The following is a 25,150-nucleotide window of genomic DNA, read 5'->3' as shown; positions in this document are numbered from 1 at the left end:
TCACATCATGACCGACACTCTGAGCACAAGCGCGCCCGTTTACAGCGTTGCGCAAGAACGCCGCATCGTCACGGCCGTACCCGGCCCGAAGTCCCAGGAACTGCACCAGCGACGTCTGGCTGTCGTCCCCACCGGCGTCTCGTCCACCCTTCCCGTCTACATCGCCAAGGCGAACGGCGCCATCCTGGTCGACGTCGACGGCAACCAGTTCGTCGACTTCGGCGCCGGGATCGGCGTGACGACGGTCGGCCACACCGAGACCTCCGTGGTGGATGCGGCTGCCGCCCAGCTGCAGGACGTCATCCACACGCTCTTCACGATCACTCCGTACGAGGAGTACGTGCGCGTCGCCGAGCTGCTCGCCGAGCACACCCCCGGCGACCACGCCAAGAAGACCGTGCTGGTCAACTCCGGCGCTGAGGCCGTGGAGAACGGCGTCAAGATCGCCCGCAAGCACACCGGCCGCCGCGCCGTCGCCGTGCTCGACCACGCATACCACGGCCGCACCAACCTCACGATGGCCATGAACTTCAAAGCCATGCCGTACGCGACCGGCTTCGGCCCGTTCGCGGGCGACGTCTACCACGCCCCCAGCTCGTACCCGTATCACGACGGCCTCACCGGGGCCGAGGCAGCGGCGCGCACCATCGCATACCTCGAGAAGGTCGTCGGCGCATCCGACCTGGCCTGCCTCGTGGTCGAGCCGATCCAGGGCGAGGGCGGCTTCATGGTCCCGGCGGACGGCTACCTCCCTGCCCTGCAGGAGTGGTGCACGGCCAACGGCGTGGTGTTCATCGCCGACGAGATCCAGAGCGGCATGGCCCGCACCGGCGCGTACTACGCCAGCGAGCACTTCGGCCTGGTCCCCGACCTGGTGCTGAGTGCCAAGGGCATCGCGGGCGGCCTTCCGCTCGCCGCCGTCACCGGCCGCGCCGAGATCATGGACTCCGCTCAGCCAGGCGGCCTCGGCGGCACCTTCGGCGGCAACCCGGTCGCGGCTGCCGCGGCGGTCGCGGTCTTCGAGTCGATCGAGAAGAACGACCTGCTCGACGAGGGCAAGCGCATCGAGAAGGCGCTCAAGCCGGCGCTGCTCGCACTCCAGGAGAAGTACGACATCATCGGCGACGTGCGCGGCATCGGCGCGATGCTGGCCATCGAGCTCGTCCAGCCAGGCACCGGCGCGACCACCAAGGAGCCGAACGCCGAGGCGGTCACCTCCATCGTGGCGTATGCAGCGCAGCACGGCGTGCTCGTGCTCAACGCGGGGACGTACGGGAACGTCCTGCGCTTCCTGCCGAGCCTCGCCGTCTCCGACGCGCTGATCGCCGACGCCGTGCAGGTGCTCGACGACGCCTTCGCAGCGCTGTGAGCCCCGCGGTCTTCACCGGACACGAGGCCGTCGAGCTGGCTGTGGTCGAGCGCAGCGGGTTCGTCGAGTCCCGCCACCTCGGCTCCGCCATCGTGCTCGGCCCGGACGGCGCCGTCGTCCGGTCGCTCGGCGCACCGGACGCCCCCGTGTTCCCCCGGTCGAGTCTGAAGCCGTTCCAGGCCATCGCGGTCATGGGCTCCGGCGTCCCGCTGGAGGGTGCCGCCGCTGTGCTGGCAACGGCCAGCCACGGTGGAACGCCCGCGCACCTGTCCGTCGTGCGCGGCCTGCTGGCACAGGCGCAGCTCACCGAGGACGCTCTGCAGTGCCCGAACGACTGGCCGCTCGACTCGGCGGCGCGAGACGACGCGATCCGCGCAGGCGAAGTGAAGCGCCCGCTGTTCATGAACTGCTCTGGCAAGCACGCCGCGATGCTGCTCGCCTGCATGGTCAACGGCTGGCCGACTGAGAGCTATCTCGACCCGCAGCACCCGATGCAGCAGCAGGTGCGGGATGTGGTCGAGCGGCTGACAGGGGACAAGGTCGTCGCGACCGGCGTCGACGGATGCGGCGCCCCGGTCTTCGCGATGGCGCTCAGCACCCTCGCCCGCGGCATCCAGCGCATCGCGACGGCGTCTGACGGCTCCCCGTTCGCGCTCTACCGCAACGCCGCGAGCCTCAAGAACGCCGTGCTCGCCAACGGCTGGGCCATCGACGGCCCCGGCCGCGCAAACACCATCGTGATCGACGAGCTCGGCATCTTCGCCAAGCTCGGCGCGGAGGGCGTGATGGTCATGGCGGCGCCGGATGGCACCTCGGTCGCGCTCAAGGTCCTCGACGGCAGCCTGCGGGCGGCGACCATCGTCGCGCTGTCCCTGCTGGCCGACGCGGGCGCCGTCGAGCGCGAAGCGGTCGCGGCGGTCGCACCCCGGCTCGACCTCGCCGTGCTCGGCCGCGGCGTGCAGGTCGGGGAGATCCGCGCGTCGTACGCCTGATGCGCATCCGGTTCCGTCGTGCACCCGGTGCCGTCGTGCACCCGTGTTCGTGACCACGCTAGGGTGGTCACGAACACGGGAGTCCGGTGAACCGGGCTGAGAGGAAGCGTCACACGCTTCGACCGTCGAACCTGATCTGGATCATGCCAGCGCAGGGAGGCTGATTTCTCGCATGTCGGTGCGCGCCCGCGCGCCGGCGTTTCCCGTGCCCCACCTCCGACAGGAAGGGCACGACAGTGCACAACGAACCCACCCCATCCGTCGAGCCGCGCGAATTCGGTGTCGGCGGACGCATCACGCTCTCGGTGATGGCCGACGACTTCGTCGACGTCATCCTGGGCGCCATCGCCGAGACGCCGCGCGACGGTCTGACCGTCGAGACCGACCCCGTCAGCACCTGGTTCACCGGGGCCGAGCAGGACATCGCTCGTTACGTCAGCGGCCTGATCGCCGCCGCGTCGCGCGGCGGCCGCCACGTGGTCGCCAACGTCATGCTCTCCCGCGGCTGCCCAGGCGAGATCACCTGCGAGCGGCCGGACCGCCCTCCGGTCTTCTCCGACGCTCCCCTGACCGTGCCGACGACGGGCGTGGAAGCGGTCGCCCAGTGGGCGCTGTACCCGCTGGACGACCACGGCAGTCCCGAGCGCAGCGCCGACCACATGCGCGACATCTACGCGGCCATCGAAGACGCGAAGGCGAGCGGGACGTTCGTCGACAGCGACCACTACGTCACCAGGCTCTCCGGCGATGTCGCGGACATCCTCACGACCATCACTGCGGCGTGGGCGAGCGTCGGCCGTACCGTCGCGCACGTGACGACGCACGCCACCGTGTCCGTGAACAGCCCGAGCATCGCCCGCACCGCGGAGGCGGGCCGATGAGCGGCGACACCGCTGCACCCGGCACCGCTGCGCCCGGCAGCGCGACCAGGTGGTCGCTGCGCGACCTCATGCTCGTCGTCGTGCTCGGGGTGGTTTTCGGCTTCCTCTACTGGGCGCTGGTGCAGGGCTGGATCACCCTGTCCGCGCTGGCAGGGCCGTTCGGCGATCTCGTGCAGCACGTGCTGCTCGGCGGCTGGCTGCTGGTGGCCCCTCTCGCCATCGCGATCGTGCGGCGGCCGTTCGCCGGGATCGTCTCCGAGGTGATCGCCTCGGTGATCGAGGTGGTGTTCCTCGGCTCGGCGGTCGGGCCGACGCTGCTGATCGCCGCGGCCATCCAGGGCGCGGGAAGCGAGCTGCCGTTCGCGGCCGGACGCTACCGGAGCTACGGCTGGGTGCGGTACATGCTGTCCGGCGCGCTGGGCGCCGGCGCGGTGTTCTTCTACTCGGCGTTCCGGTCGGGCTGGTACGGCACCGATCTGTTCTGGACGAGATTCGTGATCCAGGTGCTCTCCGGCGCCATCGTCGGCGGCCTGCTCGCCAAGGTGCTCGTGCTGGCGATCGCGCGCACGGGCGCGGTCGACAACTTCGCCATCGGACGGGACGCGGCGGCGGCCAGGTGATCGCCGTCGACGGCGTCGGCGTCCGGTATGCGCGACAGGAGCATCCCGTGCTGCGCGGCGTCGATCTCGTGGTCGGGGCTGGAGAGCGGGTGCTGGTGTTCGGGCCGTCGGGCTCCGGCAAGTCGACGCTGCTGCAGGTGCTCTCCGGCAGCATCCCGCACAGCGTCAACGCCACGCTCGACGGCGCCGTGCGGATCGGCGACAGCGTCACAGAAGCGAGCCCCGTCGTGGACCGCTCCCCCATCATCGGCGCTGTCGGCCAGGACCCGTCGGCCGGCGTCTGCCTGCCCCAGGTGGATGCGGAGCTCGCCCTGGTCCTGGAGAACGCGGCCGTTCCCCCCGCCGAGATCCACGACCGCGTGCTCGCTGCCCTCCGCACTGCGGGAGCGACGGCGCTGGCCGGGTGCGCCACGGCCGAGCTGTCGGGCGGCGAGTTGCAGCGGGTCGCTCTCGCTGCAGCCGTCGTCGCGCACCCGGCCGTGCTCCTGCTCGACGAGCCGACCTCGATGCTGGATGCGCGGGGCGTGCACGCGGTGCGGCAGGCGGTCGACGCCGCCGTGCGAGAGACGCGCCCCGCCGTCGTGCTGGTCGAGCACCGGCTCGACGAGTTCGCCGGCGACGCCGGGGTGTCCGGCCTGCCGGAGCGCGCCGTCGCCATTGGCGACGATGGGACGGTGCTGATGGACGGCCCGACCGCCGATGTCCTCTCCGCCAACGCGGCGACCCTGCACGCCCTCGGCTGCTGGCTGCCGCTCGACACCGAGCTGCAGGCCGTCACCGGCCTGGCAGGGCGGCTGGCCGACGGGACGTTCGACGCCTTCCTGGAGTCGTGCATCCCGGTCCGGACGGACGACGGACCCGCGACGGAGGACGCCGCCGGCCCGCTCGGTGCGCCGCTCCTCACCGCCAGCGCGCTGAGCGTCGGCCATCGGAGCTCTCCCGTGGTCGGAGACGTCGACCTCGCCATGCACGCCGGGGAGATCGTCGCCGTGCTCGGCGCGAACGGTGCTGGCAAGTCGACGGTGCTTCGCACCCTCGCCGGGCTGCTCCGCCCGCTCGCCGGGCGGCTCGACGGAGAGCGGCCCGGGCTCGTCTTCCAGAACCCGGAGCACCAGTTCATCGCCGGCACCGTCGAGCGCGAGCTCGTGCACGGCCTGGATGCACGCGACGTCCAGCGCCTGGATGTCGCGCGCACGCTGGCCAGACACCGCCTCTCCTCCCTCGCGCACCGGCATCCGCATCAGCTCTCCGGAGGCGAGAAGCGGCGGCTGAGCCTCGCGGCGATGCTCGCGCACGGACGCTCCGTGCTGCTGGCCGACGAACCGACGTTCGGGCTCGACCGCCGCGACACCGCAACCGTCGCCGACGTACTCCGCGAGACCGCGGCCGGAGGGCGGGCCGTGCTGTTCGCGAGCCACGACCTCCGCGTGGTCGCCGCACTGGCCGACCGGGTGATCGTGATCGCGGACGGCGGCGTGCTCTACGACGGCGACCTGCTCACCGCCCTGCGGCGACCGGACCTGCTCGAAGCGGCCGGCGTGCATCCGTCCCGGCTGCTCCGCTGGTTCGCTGGGCGCTGCGAGACGGCCTGGCAGCTGCGCGAGGCCGTCGCCGCCGTCGACCGCGCGCGGGTCTCGTCGTGAACGCCGCATTCGCGCGCACGGTGTCCGACTCCCCGCTCGCGCGGCGCAACCCGAGCGTGAAGCTGCTGCTGATGCTCGTGGTGTCGCTCACCGTGATGTTCGTGCTCGATCCCGTGACCCCCTCCGTGCTGTTCCTCGTCGCCTTCGCCGCCACGGCCATCGGCGCCAGGATGCCCGTCGCATCCCTCGCCCGCTCGCTCGCCCCGTTCCTGCTTTTCGCGTTCAGCGTGTTCGTCGTGAACGTGCTCACCCGGCCGGGCGAGGTGCTTTGGCAGGCCGGGATGCTCAGGGTCACCTCGGAAGGAATCCTCGTCGGCCTCGCGCTCGCAGGGCGCACCATGCTCACCGGGCTGCTCGCGGTCGCGTTCCTCTCCTCGACGGACGGCGTCGCCCTCGTCAACAGCCTGCATCAGCAGGCGAGACTGAACGTGCGCGTCGCATACGCGATCCTCGCCGGCTACCGGATGCTGCAGGACCTCGGCGCCGAGTGGACGACCATCCGGCAGGCGCAGCTCGTCCGATGCCCGCTCGGACGCACGGGACGCCCGACGGCACGCCTGCGGCGACTGGTCGCGTCGGTGTTCGCGCTGCTCGTCGGCTCGATCCGCCGCGGGGAGCGCGTCGCGCACACCCTCGAACTGCGCGGGCTCGGACGCACGCCACGGACCGTCTGGCAGCCGGTGCCGCTCGGTCGCGCAGACGTGTGGTTCGCGATCGTGGTGCTCGTGACGCTCGGCGCGATCCTGGCCGCGGCAGGCGCATCCGGAGTGTTGCGGGGGCCTGGCGCCCTGTTCTGAACGTTCAGACGCTCTGAACGACGTTACGGCCCGGCAGCTGGGTGCTGCCGGGCCGTTTCGCCTTTGGGGGTCTTCAGGGGATCAGCCCACGTACTTGGCCAGCCGCTTCGCGCGGGCGGCCGCCGTGAGCTGGGTGATCAGCACCACGAGGATCGTGATGATGAACACCGCGGACGCGATCACATTCGCCTGCGCTGGGATGCCGCGCGACGCCGCGATGTAGATGTACATCGGGAACGTGGTGACGGCGCCCGCATTGAAGTTGGTGATGATGAAGTCGTCGAAGCTGAGCGAGAACGACAGCAGCGCCGCCGACAGGATGCCGGGGAGCAGCAGCGGGAACGTTATCCGCCAGAACACCGCGACCGGAGAGCCGTAGAGGTCGCGGCCGGCCTCCTCCAGCGCGGGGTCGAGGCTCGCGACGCGCGCCTTCACCGTGACCACCACGAAGCTGATGCAGAACATCACGTGGGCGATGATGATGGTGCCGAACCCCTTGTTCACGCCCAGGCTGAGGAACTGGGCCGCGAGCCCGGCGCCGAGCACGACCTCCGGGCTCGCCATCGGCAGGAACAGCAGCAGGCTGGTCTGCGAGCGGAAACGGAACCGGTAGCGCATCAGGGCGATCGCGATCATCGTGCCGAGCACCGTGGCGACGACCGTCGCGATGATGCCGATGATGATGCTCGCCATGAACGCGTCGCAGATCCCTGCCGCGTCGCACACGTTCGTCCAGTTGCGGAAGGTGAACCCGCGCCAGGCGATGTTGTTCTTGAGCGCGTCGTTGAACGAGTAGATGAACGTGTAGACGATCGGGATGAGCAGGAACGCCAGCGCGAGGAACGCGTAGACGCCGAGGCCGAGACCCTTGAAGCGGAACCGCGCAGGGCGCGCCGGGCGGTTCGGGCCCGGCCGGGCCGCCTGGCCAGACGGGCGCGTCGTGGTCGTGGTGGTGCTCACAGCAGGTCCTCCGTTCCGCTGCGCTTCACATACACGCCGACGATCACCAGGATGACCGCCATCAGCACCACGGACATCGCCGCGGCCGTCGGATAGTTCTGCAGCACCAGGAAGTTGGTCTCGATGACGTTGCCGATCATCGAGGTGTCCGCGCCGCCGAGGAAGTCCTGAGAGGCGTTGATGTAGTCACCGGCAGCGGGGATGAACGTCAGCAGCGTCCCTGACACGATGCCGGGCATCGACAGCGGGATGGTGATCTTGCGGAACGTCGTCCACGCGCTCGCGTACAGGTCGGAGCCGGCTTCGAGATAGCGGACGTCCAGCCGCTCCAGCGTCGAGTAGAGCGGCAGGGTCATGAACGGGATGAAGTTGTACGTCAGACCGAAGATGACAGAGAACGCCGTGCCGGTGACGTGCGCGTCCGGAGGCAGGATCGACAGCGCCTTCAGCGAGCTGGTGAACCAGGAGTCGTCGGAGAGCAGTTGCTTCCAGGCCAGCGTGCGGAGCAGGAAGCTGATGAAGAACGGCGCGATGACGAGGGTCATCAGCAGGTTCTGCACCAGGGGGTACTTCCGCACCTTCACGCCGATGAAGTACGCCAGCGGGTAGCTGATCACCAGGGCGGCCGCCGTGGCGATGATCGCGTAGACGAACGACCGGATGATCTGCGGCCAGTACTCGGCGATCGCATCCGTGTAGTTCTGCCACTGGAAGGCGGCCTGGTACTGGCCGATGTCGCCGTCGACGACCGGGGTCTGGAACGACGTGATGATCAGCGAGACCAGCGGCGTGAGGAAGAACAGCACCAGGTACAGCACGCCGGGCAGCAGCAGCACCAGGGCGATGCCGCTCCTGCGGCGCTGCGCAGGCTCCTGATCCTGGGTCGGCGGCGCGGCCGTCGAGAAGGCAGCGAGCGCCATCAGGCCTCCTCGAGCTCCGTCAGCATGCGCTCCTTGACCTGGGTCGCGATCATCTGGGTGTCGGAGTCGTCCGCGAACCTGCCGTCCGCCGGCGGCTCGTCGGCGAGCACGAAGGTGTGCGACGGGTCCCAGGCGATCCACACCTCTCCGCCCAGGGAGGCGACGGGTCCGCTGGAGAGGTTCTGCGCGAAGACCACGATCGTTCCGGCCCCAGGCACATCCACCAGGTACTGAGTACTCACGCCGCTGAACGAGACGTCGATCACACGGCCGGGGCCGAGCAGGTTCGCCCCGGACGGGATGCCGGAGGGGTCAGGGTGCAGCGTCAGCTTCTCCGGACGGACGCCGACCGTGACGTTTCCGGTGTTGCGCTGGGCACGTGAGCGCGGCACCTGGATGCGCTGGCCCGCGACGTCGACGCCGAGGACGTCCCCTCCGCCATCCAGGATCGGGCCGACGAACAGGTTCGACTGGCCGAGGAAGTTGGCGACGAACACGGTGGCCGGCAGCTCGTAGAGCACGGCGGGCGCGCCCATCTGCTCGATCTCGCCCTTGTTCATCACGGCGACGGTGTCTGCCATGGTCATGGCCTCCTCCTGGTCGTGCGTGACGTGCACGAAGGTGAGGCCGACCTCGGTCTGGATCGACTTCAGCTCGAGCTGCATCTGGCGCCGCAGTTTCAGGTCGAGAGCGCCGAGCGGCTCGTCCAGGAGCAGCAGGGCAGGACGGTTGACCACGGCTCGGGCGAGCGCGACGCGCTGCTGCTGGCCGCCGGAGAGCTGCGCCGGCCTGCGCGCGGCGAGATGGTCGAGCTCGACCAGCCGCAGCGCCTCGTGCGCCTTCGTGACAGGATCGCCGATCTTGCGGCGGCGAAGCCCGAAGGCGACGTTCTCCAGGATGGTCATGTGCGGGAACAGGGCGTAGCTCTGGAACACCGTGTTGACCGGTCGCTGGAACGGCTTGGTCTTGGTGACGTCCTTGCCGCCGATGATGATCTGGCCCTCTGTCGGCTCCTCCAGGCCGGCGACGAGGCGCAGAGTGGTGGTCTTCCCGCATCCACTCGGCCCGAGCAGTGCGAAGAACGAGCCTGCCGGGATGGTCAGGTCGAGGTTCTCGATCGCTGTGAACCCGGGGAACCGCTTCTTGATCCCGACCAGTTGCAGGTCGGCGCCGGACTCGGCGAACGCTCCGCGTGCCATCAGGCGCCCAGGATGACCTTCTGGAACGCCGCCTGGTACTTCTGCTCCTCTGCCGGGGTGAGGGTGCGGAAGATGTGCGCGTTCGAGAGGGTGCTGTCGTCGGGGAAGATGAGCTGGTTGTCCGCGAGGTCGGGGTCGATCTTGATCGCGGCCTCCTTGGCGCCGACCACCGGGGTGATGTAGTTCACCCAGGCGGCGACCTCCGCTGCGACCTCCGGCTGGTAGTAGTAGTCGATCAGCTTCTCGGCGTTGGCCTTGCGCGGGGAGCCGATCGGGATGACGAAGTTGTCGCTCCAGAGGGTTCCGCCCGCCTCAGGGAGGATGAACTCCCAGTTGTCGCCGGCCTCGGCGTTCAGCTGGGTGATGTCGCCGGACCAGCAGATCGCGGCGAGGGTGTCTCCGCTCTTCAGGTCGTTGAGGTACGAGTTGCCCTTGATGTTGCGGATCTGGCCGTCGCTGACCTCCTTGGTCAGCTTGTCGATGGCCTTGTTGTATTCGTCGTCGCTGAACTTCTTGGAGATGTCGACGCCCTGCTGCAGCATCAGCAGGCCCATCGTGTCGCGCATCTCGCTCAGCACGCCGACCTTGCCCTTGAGTTCCGGCTTCCACAGGTCGTCGACGGACTTGAGGCCGTTCGGGAGCTTCGACTTGTTCCAGCAGATCCCGGCGAAGCCGCTCTGCCAAGGGAGCGACTTCTTGCGCCCGGGGTCGAAGTCCGCGTCCTGCAGAGCAGGCGAGAGGTTCTTCTTGTTCGGGATGGCCGACTCGTCGAAGGACTGCACATAGCCGAAGCGGATGAGGCGGGCGACCATCCAGTCGGTGAGACAGACGGTGTCGGCGCCGATGTCCTTGCCGAGCGCGAGCTGGTCCTTGACCTTGGCGTAGTAGGTGTTGTTGTCGTCGACCGCGACGTCGTACTTGACCGTGATGCCCGACTGCTTCTGGAACGCCTCCAGCGTCGGGTATTTCCCGTTGTCGTCCTGGTCGAGGTACGCCTGCCAGTTGGCCCAGGTCATGGTCTTGTCCGTCGACGAGACGTCCTTGGCGGCCGTCGGCTTGCTCGACGCCCCTCCTGTCGAACACGCGGCGAGGGCCAGTGCCGCTGCACTCGCGCCCGCACCGGCGAGGAGACCGCGCCTGGTCAGTTGCGAACGTCTGGCGGACTGCACCAGTTTCTGGATCATCGGGTCTTGCGGAAGCTGCCTGGAATTCACGAGTGGTGCTCCTTCGGGGTCGAACACGATCACGCACAACAACCCGCCGCGCACTCCGGTGTGCCGTGCGGTGGGTCGATCCTGGCACACGGCCGGTGCGCAGCGCATCATCCGATGGGCAAAACGTCCATTCGGAAAACATAATCTTCACGAAATCCGTTCCGAATCGACCATTTCGCCGGGGAAACCGTCGCGGGGCCTCGTTTGGCGAGTCCGGGCTGGCGGAATTCGTCCCTACCTCGCTGAGAATTCACGAAATCAGCACAAATTCGACCGTCAGACAGTCGAAATCGTCGGTCACTTCAGGTTAGGGTGATGATCGAATCACCACGTCGATGTGTAAGGAGCCCCATGAAGGTCGCGATCCCCCGCGAGATCAAGAACAACGAGTTCCGGGTGGCGATCACCCCGGCCGGCGTGCACGACCTCGTGGCGAACGGACACGAGGTGTACGTGGAGACGCAGGCGGGGGTCGGCTCCTCGATCCCGGACGAGCTCTACGTCTCCGCCGGCGCGACGATCCTGCCGGACGCCGCATCCACCTGGCAGATCGCCGACCTGGTGCTCAAGGTCAAGGAGCCTGTCGAGAGCGAGTACGACTATTTCCGTCAGGGGCTCGTGCTGTTCACCTACCTGCATCTCGCCGCTGAGGAAGCGCTGACCCGCGCGCTGATCGACTCCGGGGTCACCGCGATCGCGTACGAGACCGTCCAGCTCCCCTCCAGGGCGCTCCCCCTTCTCGCCCCGATGAGCGAGGTGGCCGGCCGGCTCGCCCCGATCGTCGGCGCGAACACGATGCTGAAGCCGAACGGCGGCCCCGGCCTCCTCATCCCCGGCGTGCCGGGCACCCACCCGGCCGTCGTCACCGTGCTCGGCGGCGGCGTCGCGGGCACCAACGCCACATCCGTCGCTGTCGGCCTCGGCGCCGAGGTCACCGTGCTCGACACGAACATCGCCCGGCTGCGCGAACTGGATGCGCTGTACTCCGGCCGCATCAAGACCATCGCGTCGAACAGCTTCGAGATCGACAAGGCTGTGGTCGCCTCCGACCTCGTCATCGGCTCCGTGCTCGTGCCTGGCGCGAAGGCGCCGAAGCTCGTCAGCAACGAGCTGGTCTCCCGGATGAAGCCGGGCAGTGTGCTCGTCGACATCGCGGTCGACCAGGGCGGCTGCTTCGCCGACTCGCACCCGACGACGCACGCCGACCCCACGTTCACCGTGCACCAGTCGCTGTTCTACTGCGTCGCGAACATGCCGGGCGCCGTGCCGCACACCTCGACGTACGCGCTGACGAACGCCACGCTGCCATACGCCCGCGCCATCGCCAACCGCGGCTGGCGCGACGCGCTGTCCGCAGACGCCTCGCTGGCCCTAGGCCTCAACGTGCACGCCGGAAGCGTCACCAACGCCGCCGTGGCCGAGGCGCACGGCCTGTCGTCGTCCACCGTCGCCGACGCGCTCGCCTAACGGCCGCCGTTCCGTAACGCAGGAGATCCCGGCCCTTTCGGCCGGGATCTCCTGCGTTACGGAGTCCAGATCGGCGTGTCGCGGACAAACTCCTGCGTGAGCGCTCCGCAGGAGTTCTCGCGCGACACGCCGTCGCGGTGTCCGTTCGGAAGGAGAAGACGGCTGGATGCGCCGGAATCTCCGGTCCAACGGAGTCCGAGGGTGGGCGAGCGCGGGTGGGAGACCGCGGGTGTACGAGCGCGGGGGCGCGACGTCAGGTCAGCTGACGTCGAACCACTGGTCGCCGATCTCGACGCGCGTGCCGCGGGTGACGCGGTAGCGGCGGCCGGCCTCGCAGAGCCGCGCGACGCCGCCCAGTGGATGCGCGACCGTCCCGTTGCCGGAGTACCTGTCGCAGATCCACAGCTCCCCCGCCTCGATGCCGAACTCGAGGTGCGTCTTCGACACGCTCCTGGCGGGGTCGTCGACGGTGATCAGCTGGTCGACCTGCTCCCCCGGCTGGGTGATCGGACGCCGCCCGATCAGTCCGCCGCCAGACACCTCGACGCTCGGGCCGGTGGAGAAACTGAGCGTGTACGTGACCGTGGACGGCTCTGCGGGAGGCGCGGACTCGATGTCCTCGACCAGGACGGGCGCCTCGTCCTCCTGCGGGGCGTCCGCCGCGCCGAGGAACCGGCCGGCGACCGCCGGCTTGGGCAGGCGCTCCACGATGGAGGTGTCGGAGGGCCGCGCATCCGCGACCGCGGGAGGGCGAACCCGCGCCGCCGTGACCGAGCTCCCGCAGTTGCCGCAGAACAGGGTACCGTCCGACAATTCGCTGCCACACACCCGACAGTTCATCGTCTGCCTTTCCTTCCGTTGCCTCTCCACCCACGGTAGCCGAGCGAGCGGAGCGAAACCGCCGCCAGCATCCGCTTCCACCGTGTGTCGCGCTTGCCGAGCTGGCCGCGCAGTTCGTCGACGGCCTTCCAGACCGTGTCGGCTTCCTCCTGGGTGGGGGCGATCGGGCTGAAGACGGCGCGGTCGGCGACCGCTGCCAGGGCGCTCGCCCGCGAGCCGCCGATGGTCCCCGCGAACTCCTTCCGGGTCGCGGCAGGCGGCGGATCGTATCCGTGGTCGACCGCGGTGTCCGCGAACTCGCGCCAGCCGCCCGCGATCCGCTCCACCGAGGTCGGCGCCCTGCGCCGCAGTGCTCTGCGGCGCCACTTGGCGGCGAGCACGGCGAGGAACGGCGCGGAGAGGACGGCGAGGCCGAGCACCGTCCAGCCGACGATCGTGAGCACGGCGATGAGCGCATCCAGCACCGGGTTGGGCTGCGGGGTGTTGCTCTTGTCGACCTGCGCCTGGGGCGGATCGTCCGGCTGCGCAGGAGTGTCGTCGACAGGGGGCTGCACGTTGGTCTGCGGACGGGTGATCTGGGTCGGCTGGTCCGGCTGCTTCGGCGGCACAGGGCGGATCGGCGGGGTCGGGTCGACCGTGACCCAGCCGTCCGTCGTCTGCACTTCGATCCACGCCGAGATGTCTGAGCCGGTGAAGGTGACCCTGGCCGAGCTCGCCTGATCCTTCGGAGCGACGAACCCGACCACCACGCGGGCAGGGAAGCCGAGCTGGCGGGCCATCAGGGCGGCGGTCACCGCGTACTGCTCCTGGTCGCCCAGCATCGGCATGTCCGTGAGCAGTTCCGTGATGCGGTCTGCGCCGTGCCCGGAGCGGCTCGGCGGCTCGTCCGCTCCGATGCCGTGGCTGATGTAGCCGTCCGCCGCGAGACCGTCGAGAGCTGCTGCGAGCTTCGCGCCAGCGCCCGTCACGCCCGCCGTGTACTTCTGCAGCGTCTGCGCCAGCTCGTCCGGGATGATCGCGGGCTTCGGGACGATCGCGCTGCCGGGGGCGGCCGTGGCGAGACCGGCGGCCGTCACCTCCGGCTTGACCACCGCATCCATCGTGTAGCTGTCGCCCGTCGACAGGCCGCGGGTGACAGCGCCCGTGCCGGTGACGTCGTTGTAGAAGAACGCGCCGGAGAGCGTCGGAGCCGCGGAGCCGTGGAAGGTGATCTGCTGCAGTTGGCCGCTGCCGGGGATCCACGGGCCTCGGTAGTCGCGCACGGTCACCGAGATGGTGTCCCGCTTCCCGACGACGCCGGCCTGGTCCATCCGGTACGGCACGCGCGTGAACGATCCTGAGGCGCTGGAGAGCTGGTCGGTGCCCACCGAGTACGTCACGCCGTCGTAGGTGTCGAGGGTCGCGATGCGCAGCCGCCTGTCGGAGGGCAGGCCGTCGACCGTGAGCATCGGCAGGTCGGCGCGTGCCGGCTCCAGATAGGAGCGGAAGCCGCTCAGCGGGCTCGGGTACGAGCGGGGGTCGAACGGCTGCTCGACGGCCGTCCTGACCACCTGCCGCTCGGTGGAGGGCGGGACCAGCACGGATGCGGCAGTGCCTGCGACCCCCGCGATGGCGACGATCACGGCGGCGCCGACCACCGTGCGGCCCACGGTCAGCCGCCGGTCGCGGGCCGACTCGACGACCACGCCGCTCTGCTCGGTGAGGCTGAGCACGGACGCAGCACGCCGTCGCAGCCGGAACCGGATCATCCACGCCAGCAGCACGGCGAACAGGCTGAGCGCCAGCCACAGCGGAACGGCGGAGGTGCCCGACCCGAGCAGGATGCCGGCCAGCATGAGCAGGATCGGCGGCAGGGCCGCCAGCTCGCCCCGCGGAGAGCGCAGCGCTGTCGACACGGTGGCGACGACCGCGATCAGCGTCAGGATGAACGCGGGCACCAGCAGCGCCTGGTACGACCCGACAGGCAGCGAGATGGTGACGAGCTGCTTCCAGCTCAGCCAGGTGGCGCGCACCAGGTCGCCGAACCCCTGCGCCGTCGGAAGGAGCCCGCCCGCCGTCGCCTCGCCAGGCACGGCGAGCTGCACCCCGAGGCCGAGGTAGACGACCACCACCAGCGGTGCGATCACGATGCTCGGCCAGCGGAACACGGCGCCGAGCACCGCGATGACCGCTCCGACCAGCAGTGTCACGCCCAGCATGATCGCGAACGCGGTCGACTGGTACACCGGCCAGAACGCGAAGGCGGCGAGGCCGGTGGCGACGATGGCGAACGCCGTGTCGACGGCGACGCCGGAGACGCGCAGCCGCTGTCGGGCAGGACGGTCGGCGGCCATCAGGTGGCCATCCGCTTCGCGAGGCTCTTCTGCAGATCTTCGAGGTAGCCGATCGTGAGCACGCTCAGGTCGGACACCCTTCGCAGCGCTGGGACGGCACCCTCGTCGCAGACGACGGCGACCACGTCGACCCCGAGCGGGAAGTGCGATGCAGCCGCACGCAGCTGCGTCGCCGTCACGGTCGAGCCGCAGAGCAGGAAGGCGATGGAGGTTCCCGTCGACTCCTCCGCCGCGATCTGCGCGAGCTCCGGCAGGCGCAGAGCGGTCGGCGCCAGCTCCACCCCTGCCAGATCGTCGAGCAGCCTGCCCCTGTTCACGATGCTGAGCCGCCGGACCGTGTGCACGATCTTCTTCGCGAAGTCGGGCGTCCTGGCGCTCGCCACCACGGAGACGGTGCGCGAGTCGAGCATCGCGCGCACGCCGAGCGAGCCGGCCGCGCTGACAGCGAGCTCGAACTCCTCGTCATTGCCGTAGTCGGAGCTCGACAGGCTGAGCGCCACCAGCAGGTGGCTGCGTCGCGTCTCCTCGAACTGCCGCACCATGTAGCTGCCGGTCTTCGCCGTCGACTTCCAGTGGATGTTCCGGCGCTCGTCGCCAGGGACGTACTCGCGCAGTGCGTGGAAGGCGATGTCACTCGCGGTCAGGTCGCGGGTCGGCGCTCCCTCCAGGTCGCGGACGAACCCGGTGCTCATGCTCGGGATGGCGATGGTCCGCGGATGCACGAACAGGTCGAGCGACTCCGCCCACACCATTTCGCGCCGCACGACGCCGACGGGGTCTGCCCGCACGGTCCGCACCGGCCCGATCGGCACGATGCCCCTGCGCGTGGTCGGGACGAGGAACACATCCGAGTGCGTCTCCCCTCCGCCGAGCGACGGGGATGCGAACTCGGCGAGTCCGTGCCCGACCGGCACCTCCACCCGCACGCTTGCCAGCCTGCGCCTGCCGGGGTTCCGCACCATCACCTCTCCTGGCGCCTTCTCGCCGACGACCACGCGGTTCGACGGAAGCGCGAGCTGGACGCGATACGCGTTGCGCCCTGCCAGGTAACCGGAGGCGACCGCCAGCAGGGCAACAGCGCTCCAGCCGACGACGACCGCCTCCAGCCAACCGTAGACGTAGCCGGAGGTCAGTCCGAGGATCGCGACGACGGCGAGCGCCCAGCCGAGCGGTGTGACGACGGAGCCCACCCTGCGGGCGACGCCGGAGACCGCGCGCCACGCGGCCGAGGTCGACCGCACGACGACGACGATCGCGTCGGCCAGGAAACCGTCCCTGGTGCCGACGATCCTCGCCCTGGCGTTGGTGAGCTCCGCCTGGGTGCGACTGACGGTCGTGCTCACACGGCGACCCGATCCCCTGGTGGAGGCGTCTCGATCAGGATCTGGGCGACGACGCTCGAGGCGGAGACGCCCTCGAACTCCGCCTCAGGGTCGAGCACCAGCCGGTGTGCGAGCACGGGCTCCGCGAGTGCCTTCACGTCGTCTGGCGTCACGTAGTACCGGCCGGCGGACGCGGCGAGCGTCTTGGAGGCGCGCACGAGTGCCAGGGCGCCGCGCACGCTGACGCCGAGACGGATCTCGTCGGCGGTGCGGGTCGCATCCACCAGGCGGGAGACGTAGTCGTTGATGGTCGGGTCGACGTGGACGGTGCGCGCCATCCCCGCCATCTCCACCACCGTGGCAGCCGAGATGACCTCCGGCACGATGATCTCGTGGGCGCGGTGCTCCGAGCCCTCCAGGATGCGCAGAGTCGCCTCGTGGTCCGGGTAGCCGATCGACGCCTTCATCAGGAACCGGTCGAGCTGGGCCTCCGGCAGCCGGTATGTTCCGGCCTGCTCGATCGGGTTCTGCGTGGCGATGACCATGAACGGGGCGCCGACCTGGTGGCGGACGCCGTCGACCGTCACCTGCTCCTCCTCCATCACTTCGAGCAGGGCCGACTGGGTCTTCGGGCTCGCCCTGTTGATCTCGTCCGCGAGCACGATGTTCGCGAACACCGGGCCGCGGTGGAACTCGAAAGCGCCTGTGCGCTGGTCGAAGATGTTGACCCCGGTGATGTCGCCGGGGAGCAGGTCGGGGGTGAACTGCACGCGGTTGCTCGTTCCGCGGACGCTCTGCGCGATGGCGCGGGCCAGCGAGGTCTTGCCCGTGCCTGGGAAGTCCTCCAGCAGCAGGTGGCCCTCGCTGAACAGGGCCGTCAGCGACAGCCGGATGATGTGCGCCTTGCCGAGCAGCACTTTGTCGATGTTCGACACCAGCCGCTCGAAGACGCCGGAGAACCAGGTCGCCTGCTCAGGGGTCATTGTCATGCGTGGCCTCTCTGCTGCTGGTTCTCGGCTCGGTCGTTTCTGGAACTGCGGGGGTGCTGGAAGTGCGGGGGTTCTGGCATTGCGGACATTGTCATTCAGTATGACCGTTCCTAGCCCTGCAAGACGGCAGCACTCGCGTAGCTCTGGGTGTAAGCGGCGCCGCCGACGTTCACCGTGACCACGAGCGGGAAGCTCGGATCGACGGGGGCGCAGGATGCGGTCTGCCCCACGGCTGGCATCGGCGTCTGGGTGACCCCACCGTCGCAGGTGTATGTCACGCTGTCGTACGCCCCGGTCGGCCACGAGGTCCAGGTGTACGCGTAGCTGGTCGTGGCCGGATCGGTGGTCGTGTCCGTCGTCGTCGTGAAGCGCACGCCGCCGAGCTCGGTCGACACAGGGACGCCGAGCGGCACGCTGACCTGCCCGCCGCTCTGGTCGTTGCAGAGCCTGCTGCCGTCCGGGTAGAACTCGCACACCCGCAGGATGGTCAGCGTCAGGGCGACGCCGTAGTGGTTCACACCCGTCCCTGTCAGTATCCCGGAGGTGCCCTGGATCGAGGCCGTCTCGTCCACGCCTGCGCCGGTCAGCCGGTACGTGACGACCGGGTTGGCGCCGCTGCCGGCACGGTAGGTCACGCTGTCGAGGCGGAAGTCGTAGCGGCTCGCCCCGTTGGCAACGGGGCCGGACACGCTCACGGCGGTCGGCGTGCCAGGCGCCTGCCTCGGCGTGGCCGTCACGACGTTGCTGCGCGTGCATCCCTGGCCGTTGTACGCGTAGACCACGAAGTTGTAGCTCGTGTTCGGCTGCAGCCCTTGGAAGGTCGTGCTCGTGCTCGCCGTCGAGATGAACGACGACGACCGAGGGTCGACCTGCAGCACCGGGTTGCCGGACTCGACGCCGCTGACGCTGCAGTTCGGCATCGCGGAGCCCTGGAAGACGCCGGCGAAGTACCGGGTGATCGCCTTGCCGTTGTCGCCGAAGACCGTCGGCCAGCTCAGCGTCGCCGTCGACCCGTCCGTCTGGCTCGGTGTCGCCACCGGTCCTGCGCCGACGACCAGCGGAGCGCCGGCGGGCACACCGCTGCTCTGGCTCTGGTTCCAGCTCGTGCGTCCGGCGTAGAAGTCGTTGCGGGAGGACACGGAGAAGCCGATGGCCGCGCCGTTCGCGATGCCTGCGTCCGTGATGTTCAGCGAGTACTGCGTGCCAGGGGCGTCTCCGCGCTGCACGGCGAACGGCACGGTCTGCCCGGCGAGCGACACCAGGTAGGACGAGATCGGGCTGGCTCCGGGCACATCGGCCGGCTTGGTCCAGCTGATCCGGAGTCCGTGGTCGAGCGGGAGGGAGGACAGCCCGGACGGCGCGCCGGGGATCACGTCGGACCAGACCGGTTCCGTGTACGCGGTGGGATCCGACAGCCCGAGCGCGTTCTTGGCGCGCACCGTGACGGTGACCGCGTTGTCCGGGCCGTTGCCGGGAGTGCCGACCGCGCAGCTCGTCGTCGCGCACGGTGTGGTCGACAGCACCTGGCCAGTGCCCGCGTTCGCGACGGTCACCTCGAATCCGGTGATCGGCGAGTTGTTGAACGCGCCGGGAATCCACGAGACGGTGAGCGACCGGTCGGCGAACGCCGTGATCTGGACGTTCGAGACGGGAGCGGGCTTGTCCTGCACCGACACCGTCACGGTCCCCCAGGTGTAGCGGTCAGGGTCGTTCGTCGCGTCCGCGACCTCGTACTGCACCGTGGCGTCGGCGGGAGCCGCCGTCGCGGAGACCTGGATGCTCAGCGTCGAGTTGTCCGCGCTCGGCGTGATGGTCACGCCGCCCGGCAGATCGCTGCTCCCCACGCCGCGCACACCGACGACGCGCAGCGGCTTGTCGGGGAACGGGTTCGTCGCTTTGTCGTTGGCGAGCACATCCACCGAGGTGGTCTGACCGCGCGGGGCGATCACGGTGTCGGACTGCGGGCTCGCCAGCGGCCTGGTCGACGGCACCACGTTGATGTCGATGCGTCCTGCCTGGCCGGCGTTGACCGCATCGCGCACGCCGATGGAGATGGACGGATGCGCACCCTTCGCCGTTCCGGCCGCCACGGCGATCGTGAGTTTGTTGCCGTCGAGCGACGTCGACACCCCAGCGGGCTTCGGATCCTGAATGCTGAAGACCAGCTCGTTCTGGTCCTTCGCATACGGGTAGCTGGTGAGCTTGGCGAGGTCGACGGTCTTCGACTGGCCTGGCTCGAAATCGATCAGCGCGCCGGTGAACACCGGTGGCTGGTTCTGTCGCGGCGCGACCTGGATCGGCAGCACGATGGTCGCGACGTTGCCGTTCGGGTCGCCGGCCGATGTGCCGTCCGTCACCTGGAACGAGATGGACGCCGGCCCGAAGTACCGCGCGGCGCTGGTGTACTGCAGGGTGTCGTTGTTGACCACCAGGTCATCGCCGTTGGCGTGGGTCGCCCTGACGGTCGCGGCGTCCGTGAGCCGCACCTTCCGCCCTCCGACGGCCACGATGTAGTCATTGAGATGGATGGTCAGCGTCTTCTCGCTGACCACCGCGAGATCGGCGGCGCCGCGCTTCAGCTGCGGCAGCGCGTCGTTGTATCCGGGGACGTGCACGAAACCGTACCCGGATACGGACTCGTCGTCCGGGTTGCTCACCTTGAACGGGATGATCTGGCTCTTCGCGCCGATCGTGATCCTGATCCGCTTGTTCGCCGTGACCTGCGCGCTCGTTCCGTAGCCTGGCACGAGCTGGAGCTTCAAGCTGGAGACCGGTCCATCAGCGAAGAACACGTTCGCCAGGACGTTGACATTGACCCTGTCCTTGCCGAGGATGTCCGACAGCCCGAGCGAGGTGTCGGCGACGATCGGCCTCGCAGGAGGGGCGTTCGCGCTCACCGTCACGCGCACGAAGTTCTCGCTCGTGCCTCCGCGCTGGTTCTGGATCGTGTAGAGGAAGCCGTATGTGCCCTCTGCCTTCGGCGCGGTGACGACCACGATGTCGCCGCTGATCTTGGCCTTGGCCTTGCCGTCGAGCGACGACACCTTGGTGACGGTCAGCGGGCTGCCGTCCGGGTCGCTGTCGTTGGCCAGCACCTGGATGTTGAGGGTCTTGCCAGGGCGGGTCGTCACGTCGTCCTCGACGGCGACCGGGTTGCGCGCTCCGTCGACGCGCGGGGCGATGCCGACCCTAACCGTTCCTGTGGCGCGGGCGCCGAGCGCATCCACCACGGCGTAGCTGAACGTGTCGGTGCCCGCAGCGTAGTCACCGGCCTGGAAGTCCATCCAGTCCGGCCCTGACCCGATCACGGCGCCCTTCTGCGGGTTGGTCTCCTGACCGATGAGCTGCACGGAGTCCCCGTCAGGGTCGATGCCGGACAGCGGGATGGTGACCCGGACGGTGTCGCCCGCGAGCACGCGCGCCGTCACCGTCTTCGGGACAGGAGGATTGTTCGTCGCCTCGTCGCGTTCCCGCACGGCGATGTTCACCTCTGCTGTCGCCCACTGGCCGTCCTCTCCGACGACCTTGTACGCCGCGGTGAAGTTTCCCGGCTTGGACGGCGCGAGATAGCGCAGCTGGCTCCCGCTCGTGAACAGCAGGCCGGCGCCGGACGGCAGAGGGGTCGCCAGCGTCGGGTCGAGCGTGAGCTTGTCCCCATCCGGCTGGATGTCGTTGGCCAGCACGGGGATGTCCACGACGTCGTCGACGCGGACCGAGACGCTGTCCGGTGCAGCGATCGGCGGCTGGTGGACGGTCAGCGGGGGAAGTTGCACCACGGTCACGGTCCCGACCGCGTCCGCGAGCCCGTTGCTGAGCTGGTAGTGGAAGTCGAGCGGGGCGTCGAGAGGCCGGTTCAGCGTCACGCGGAGGGTGCGCTGGCCGAGGATCTCGACGCGCACGCCGCTCGCCGGGGCAGGGGCGGTCACGCCGGTGACCAGCAGCACGCCGCCGGACGGGTCGATGTCGGTGGACAGCACGTCCACGTCCTGGGTGGTCTGCTCCCTGATGAACGCGGTGTGCGGCACGGCGATCGGGGCCGTCTTCGCGCCGGGAGGGGCCTTCACGTCGATGCGAACGGTCCCCGTCGACGTGACGACGCCGTCCGAGACGGTGTACTCGATGTTGTGCGTGCCGACCTGGTCGGAGTCGAAGCGGAAGGTTCCGCCCTGGTAGTCCGGCGTGATCGTCGCGTCCGCCTTGCTCGGCACGTTGCTGAGCCGCACGGTGCCGTTGCCTCCCCGCACGTGCGCGAGCGGCTGAACGGTCACCTCCTGCCCCTGGTACGCGAGCACGGCGAACGGGTCGGCGATGATCGGCACCTGGCCAGGTGCGCGCACCGTCACGGCGAGCGTGCCCGTTCCCTGGCTGAGCGCGTCGGACACCACCAGGTTCACGTCTTTGAGGTCGCCGCCCTGACCGTGGTCGGAGAACGCGACCTGGCCCTGCGGCGTGAAGGTCACGGTGTCCGGACCTGGGACGGTCGCCGCTGCCAGGAAGAACGAGTCGCCGTCCGGGTCGTAGCAGTCGCCGAGCACCGAGCTGGTGACGCGTCCGCCTGCCTGCACGACGGCCTTCGCCGCCCGGACGCATACCGGTGGAGAGTTCTCGGTGGGCAGGCGCACGGACACCACGACGTGCGCCGAAGCCGTGCCTCCCCTGCCGTCGGAGATCGTGTAGTCGAACGCGATCAGGCCGCTCGCCGTGTCCGGCAGCGTGATCTGGAGCTGCTGGTTGCTGTTCGTCAGCTCCAGCGTGCCCTGCTCCTCCGGGATGCTCGTGAACGAGTCGATCGTGAGCACGTCGCCGTTCGGGTCGTAGTCGTTCAGCAGCACGGGAAGCGGGGTTACTCGCCCAGGTCGCGCTCCGAACTGGTCGTCGACGGCGACGGGTGGCTGCTGCTGCTTCTCGTACTGCGGCGTCGTGTCCTGCCTGGACTGGTCGACCAGCTCCTTGGTGTTCTTCTTGGCGACCAGCTCATCCCAGTTGTCGATGCGCGCGTTGCCGCTCTGCACCGCCCAGGAGACGCCGGACTTGCCGTCGTTCAGGACCACCCTGTCCTTGTTCACCCGGAACGCGAGCGCTGCTCCGCCCGGCACGCTGGTGAGCGTCGACGCCTTGCCTGCACCGGATGCGTCGCACGAGCTCCACGCCGTTCCCCCGCTCCACGCGGCGTATGTGCAGTCGCCGACCGTCGTCGGTGCAGCAGGGGCTCCTGAGGCGTCCGCGAACGCGCGTGACGGCTTCGACCCGTCGAACGGCACCCTGATCAGCCCGTTGTTCGTCGCGATCCACACCGCGTCTCCGGAGGAGGACGACTGCTGCAGGACGGGGTCGTCTCCCGTGGAGAGCAGCCCGGAGAGGTCGACCGTGCGGCCGGCCAGATAGAGCGTGCTCTGATCGGGGTCGAAGAGCGCCCACTTCCCGTCGACGACGGTCAGTGTCACCGCAGCGCCGTCGCCCTTCGTTGGCACCTTCTGCGACGTGGTCGACGGCTCGGCGCCCGTCACGTCGATCCTGGTCACCGTCCTGGTGTCCGGCAGGTAGGCGAACAGGGCGCCGGCGGGATCCATCGCGGCGACGGTCCTGCCGCCGAGGTCGATGGTCGAGCCGGACCCCGCGTTGAACTGGTCGAGCTGCGAGACCGTCGTGAGCCAGAGCTGACCGGTCGCCTGCGACAGCAGCGAGACATGGTCGCCGGAGATGTCGACGCGCGGCGACCGGGGAGGAAGCGCCACCGACTTGCCCGCCTCGCTCGTGGCGGGGTCCACGACGGCGAGCGTGTTCGTCTCCCTGTCCAGCAGCAGGACGTTCGAGCCGTCCTGCGCCACGTCGACCGCCTCGCCGGTGCCCGTCACCACGGAGTTCAGCTTGTCGATCTCGGTGTTGGCCCTGCCGAGCGACTTCTTGGCGTCGCTCGACACCCAGACCGCCGCATCCCCCAGCTGCATGTGCTGGGCGCTGTAGCCGCCGGAGACGACGGCGAGCGTCGTCACCAGAGCGACGACGGCGGTGCTGCTCGTCGCCGTCGCCACCAGGGACTTGTGCGCCGCGATCCAGGCTCCGATCACGGGCTGTCCGCCCTCTGCACGCATTTCTGGCCGCTCGGCTCGCCCGTCTTCCCGTCCCGATTGACCGTGACGGTGACGCACACGGTCTCGCCCGGTTTCGCATCCACCCGGAACTCGGTGGCGTGCTGACTGCTCGGCGGCTCGTCGCCGACCGCGACCTGGTATGTGTCGTCCGGCTGAAGCCCTGGATCGGTCCAGCTGAACACGATGGTGCCGGACGAGACCCGGCCGGACAGATCGCGCACGGTGGGGATCTCGCCGCTCGACGACACCCTGACCAGCACGAACGTCGCCGTCACGGCGAGGGCTACCACCAGCACGGCGCAGGCGACGAGCGACAGCACGAGCGCCCTCGACCACCTGGCGGGCGGAGGTGCCGTTGTGCTCGGCATGCTGCCTGCGCTCTCCCGCACGACGGTCCGCGTGGGAGCACGCACCACCGTGGCGGCCGACGCGTTCCTTCTGCGCCTGCGCGCGACGGACGGATCGACGGAGACGAGGCCCTTCACACGGGTCCTGTCCTCCGGGTCGTCTGCCGTCGCGAGCGCCCAGTCGTCCATCGCGACCTCGATCGGCGTCTGCGGAAGGCCGAGCTCGGTCTCGACGGCCTGCAGCTCCCTGATGAACTCGATGACGCTGCGCTGCCGGGCGGACGGCTTCTTCGCCATCGCTTTCTGCAGCACCTGCTCCAGCCGAGGCGGAACATCCACCCTGCCGATCGGCTGCGGCCTGCCCTTCGTGATCCGGGAGATCAGCTCGGACGACGTGTTCTCCTTGCCTGCCACCTCGAACGGCGACCGGCCGGCGAGCAGCGAGTAGATCGTCGCGCCGAGCGCCCAGATCTCGCTGGCGATGGTCCCGCTCGTCTCGTCGAGCAGCACCTCGGGCGCCGACCACGGGATGGACAGCCCGATCGCCTCCGTGACCTCCGCATCGCCGAGGGTCGCCGCGATGCCGAAGTCGCTCAGCACGGGATGCCCGTACGCGGTGGTCAGGATGTTCGACGGCTTGATGTCCCTGTGCAGCACCCCTGCGCGGTGCGCCGTCTCGACGGCGCTCGCGATCCGCACGCCGATGCTCAGCGCCTCCGCGACAGGGAGCGGCTCCATCCGGTAGCGCTGGCCGATCGCCGACGAGCACAGCTCCATCACCAGATACGGGCGGCCGTCGGCGGACACGCTCGCCTGATAGACGGTGAGAATCGACGGATGGGTGCTCAGCTGGGCCATCAGATTGGCCTCGGCCTGGAACATCTGCTTGACCTGACTCGTCACCACCTCGGCGAGCATGACCTTGACCGCGACCTGACGGCGTGGCATGTTCTGCTCGTAGAGGAAGACGTCGGCGAAACCGCCGGAGCCGAGCACGCGGACGTACGAGAAGCCGGGAAGGTTAGGCGGCTGTGACGGCAAGCGCCGGGCCATATCGCCTCCCGGGTCGGTCGAAGCTCAAAACGGTCCCCCAATTGTAGGCAGCACCCGCTGAGGGGACTCGGCCTGGTCCCGGACTGGGGACAGGATGCGCACCCCCAACTCG

17 protein-coding genes and 1 riboswitch are annotated in these 25,150 nt (G+C 69.4%); of the genes, 7 read left to right on the top strand and 10 right to left on the bottom strand.

The genetic code is table 11. The features are described 5' to 3' along the window. Positions 1–7: 7 nt before the first annotated feature. From gabT to ASE16_RS05800, 6 genes are all read left to right on the top strand, one after another. Positions 8–1,369, top strand: a complete 1,362-nt coding sequence (gene gabT, locus ASE16_RS05825) for a 4-aminobutyrate--2-oxoglutarate transaminase (RefSeq protein ID WP_055892147.1) — start codon at positions 8–10, stop codon at positions 1,367–1,369. After that, positions 1,366–2,361 carry an asparaginase gene (locus ASE16_RS05820; RefSeq protein WP_055892144.1) on the top strand — a complete coding sequence of 332 codons (996 nt, stop codon included), beginning with the start codon at positions 1,366–1,368 and terminating at the stop codon, positions 2,359–2,361. Before gabT ends, ASE16_RS05820 begins: the two co-directional genes overlap by 4 nt. 65 nt (positions 2,362–2,426) lie before the next feature. After that, positions 2,427–2,536: riboswitch (TPP riboswitch) on the top strand. A gap of 61 nt (positions 2,537–2,597) precedes the next feature. After that, positions 2,598–3,242 (top strand): YkoF family thiamine/hydroxymethylpyrimidine-binding protein, encoded by a 645-nt coding sequence (locus tag ASE16_RS05815; RefSeq protein WP_055892141.1) that lies wholly within the window; start codon positions 2,598–2,600, stop codon positions 3,240–3,242. Then, a complete protein-coding gene (locus ASE16_RS05810; RefSeq protein WP_055892138.1) occupies positions 3,239–3,862 on the top strand; it encodes an ECF transporter S component in 624 nt (207 codons plus the stop codon). The genes ASE16_RS05815 and ASE16_RS05810 overlap by 4 nt, the downstream gene beginning before the upstream one ends. Then, the gene (locus ASE16_RS05805; RefSeq protein ID WP_055892136.1) at positions 3,859–5,505 is read left to right on the top strand and encodes an ABC transporter ATP-binding protein; all 1,647 of its coding nucleotides are present in this window, start codon (positions 3,859–3,861) and stop codon (positions 5,503–5,505) included. The genes ASE16_RS05810 and ASE16_RS05805 overlap by 4 nt, the downstream gene beginning before the upstream one ends. Then, positions 5,502–6,302 (top strand): energy-coupling factor transporter transmembrane component T family protein, encoded by an 801-nt coding sequence (locus ASE16_RS05800; protein WP_055892134.1) that lies wholly within the window; start codon positions 5,502–5,504, stop codon positions 6,300–6,302. Before ASE16_RS05805 ends, ASE16_RS05800 begins: the two co-directional genes overlap by 4 nt. Before the next feature lie 81 nt (positions 6,303–6,383). Here ASE16_RS05800 and ASE16_RS05795 read toward each other — a convergent pair whose 3' ends face one another. The 4 genes from ASE16_RS05795 to ASE16_RS05780 all read right to left on the bottom strand — a co-directional run bounded on the left by ASE16_RS05795 (position 6,384) and on the right by ASE16_RS05780 (position 10,565). Then, positions 6,384–7,136: an ABC transporter permease gene (locus ASE16_RS05795; RefSeq protein ID WP_055894318.1), complete on the bottom strand. Its 753-nt coding sequence runs from the start codon at positions 7,134–7,136 to the stop codon at positions 6,384–6,386. Between the two features lie 122 nt (positions 7,137–7,258). Continuing rightward, the gene (locus tag ASE16_RS05790) at positions 7,259–8,182 is read right to left on the bottom strand and encodes an ABC transporter permease (protein ID WP_055892132.1); all 924 of its coding nucleotides are present in this window, start codon (positions 8,180–8,182) and stop codon (positions 7,259–7,261) included. Then, positions 8,182–9,381 carry an ABC transporter ATP-binding protein gene (locus tag ASE16_RS05785; RefSeq protein ID WP_055892130.1) on the bottom strand — a complete coding sequence of 400 codons (1,200 nt, stop codon included), beginning with the start codon at positions 9,379–9,381 and terminating at the stop codon, positions 8,182–8,184. The genes ASE16_RS05790 and ASE16_RS05785 overlap by 1 nt, the downstream gene beginning before the upstream one ends. Next, entirely contained in the window at positions 9,381–10,565 is a 1,185-nt protein-coding gene (locus ASE16_RS05780; protein WP_055894315.1) for an ABC transporter substrate-binding protein, read from the bottom strand. The genes ASE16_RS05785 and ASE16_RS05780 overlap by 1 nt, the downstream gene beginning before the upstream one ends. Positions 10,566–10,946: 381 nt before the next feature. Here ASE16_RS05780 and ald point away from each other — a divergent pair, with 381 nt between their 5' ends. Next, positions 10,947–12,062, top strand: coding sequence for an alanine dehydrogenase (ald, locus tag ASE16_RS05775; protein WP_055892127.1), 1,116 nt, complete (start codon positions 10,947–10,949; stop codon positions 12,060–12,062). 258 nt (positions 12,063–12,320) lie between these two features. Here the strand turns inward: ald and ASE16_RS05770 are convergent, their stop codons facing one another. The 6 genes from ASE16_RS05770 to ASE16_RS05745 all read right to left on the bottom strand — a co-directional run bounded on the left by ASE16_RS05770 (position 12,321) and on the right by ASE16_RS05745 (position 25,038). Continuing rightward, the gene (locus ASE16_RS05770) at positions 12,321–12,875 is read right to left on the bottom strand and encodes a hypothetical protein (RefSeq protein WP_235500386.1); all 555 of its coding nucleotides are present in this window, start codon (positions 12,873–12,875) and stop codon (positions 12,321–12,323) included. A 23-nt stretch (positions 12,876–12,898) separates the two neighbouring features. Then, the gene (locus tag ASE16_RS05765) at positions 12,899–15,235 is read right to left on the bottom strand and encodes a DUF3488 and transglutaminase-like domain-containing protein (RefSeq protein ID WP_055892120.1); all 2,337 of its coding nucleotides are present in this window, start codon (positions 15,233–15,235) and stop codon (positions 12,899–12,901) included. Continuing rightward, positions 15,235–16,578, bottom strand: coding sequence for a DUF58 domain-containing protein (locus tag ASE16_RS05760; protein WP_055892117.1), 1,344 nt, complete (start codon positions 16,576–16,578; stop codon positions 15,235–15,237). Before ASE16_RS05760 ends, ASE16_RS05765 begins: the two co-directional genes overlap by 1 nt. After that, positions 16,575–17,546 carry an AAA family ATPase gene (locus ASE16_RS05755; RefSeq protein ID WP_055892113.1) on the bottom strand — a complete coding sequence of 324 codons (972 nt, stop codon included), beginning with the start codon at positions 17,544–17,546 and terminating at the stop codon, positions 16,575–16,577. Before ASE16_RS05755 ends, ASE16_RS05760 begins: the two co-directional genes overlap by 4 nt. A 110-nt stretch (positions 17,547–17,656) precedes the next feature. Then, the gene (locus tag ASE16_RS05750; protein WP_055892110.1) at positions 17,657–23,638 is read right to left on the bottom strand and encodes an Ig-like domain-containing protein; all 5,982 of its coding nucleotides are present in this window, start codon (positions 23,636–23,638) and stop codon (positions 17,657–17,659) included. After that, the gene (locus ASE16_RS05745) at positions 23,611–25,038 is read right to left on the bottom strand and encodes a serine/threonine-protein kinase (RefSeq protein ID WP_055892108.1); all 1,428 of its coding nucleotides are present in this window, start codon (positions 25,036–25,038) and stop codon (positions 23,611–23,613) included. The genes ASE16_RS05750 and ASE16_RS05745 overlap by 28 nt, the downstream gene beginning before the upstream one ends. Positions 25,039–25,150: the final 112 nt, after the last annotated feature.

This window comes from Leifsonia sp. Root227 (assembly GCF_001428745.1).
Classification (GTDB): Bacteria; Actinomycetota; Actinomycetes; order Actinomycetales; family Microbacteriaceae; genus Leifsonia.
Note: the sequence above shows the minus strand (reverse complement) of the source record. Positions and strands in the feature narration are given on the sequence as shown.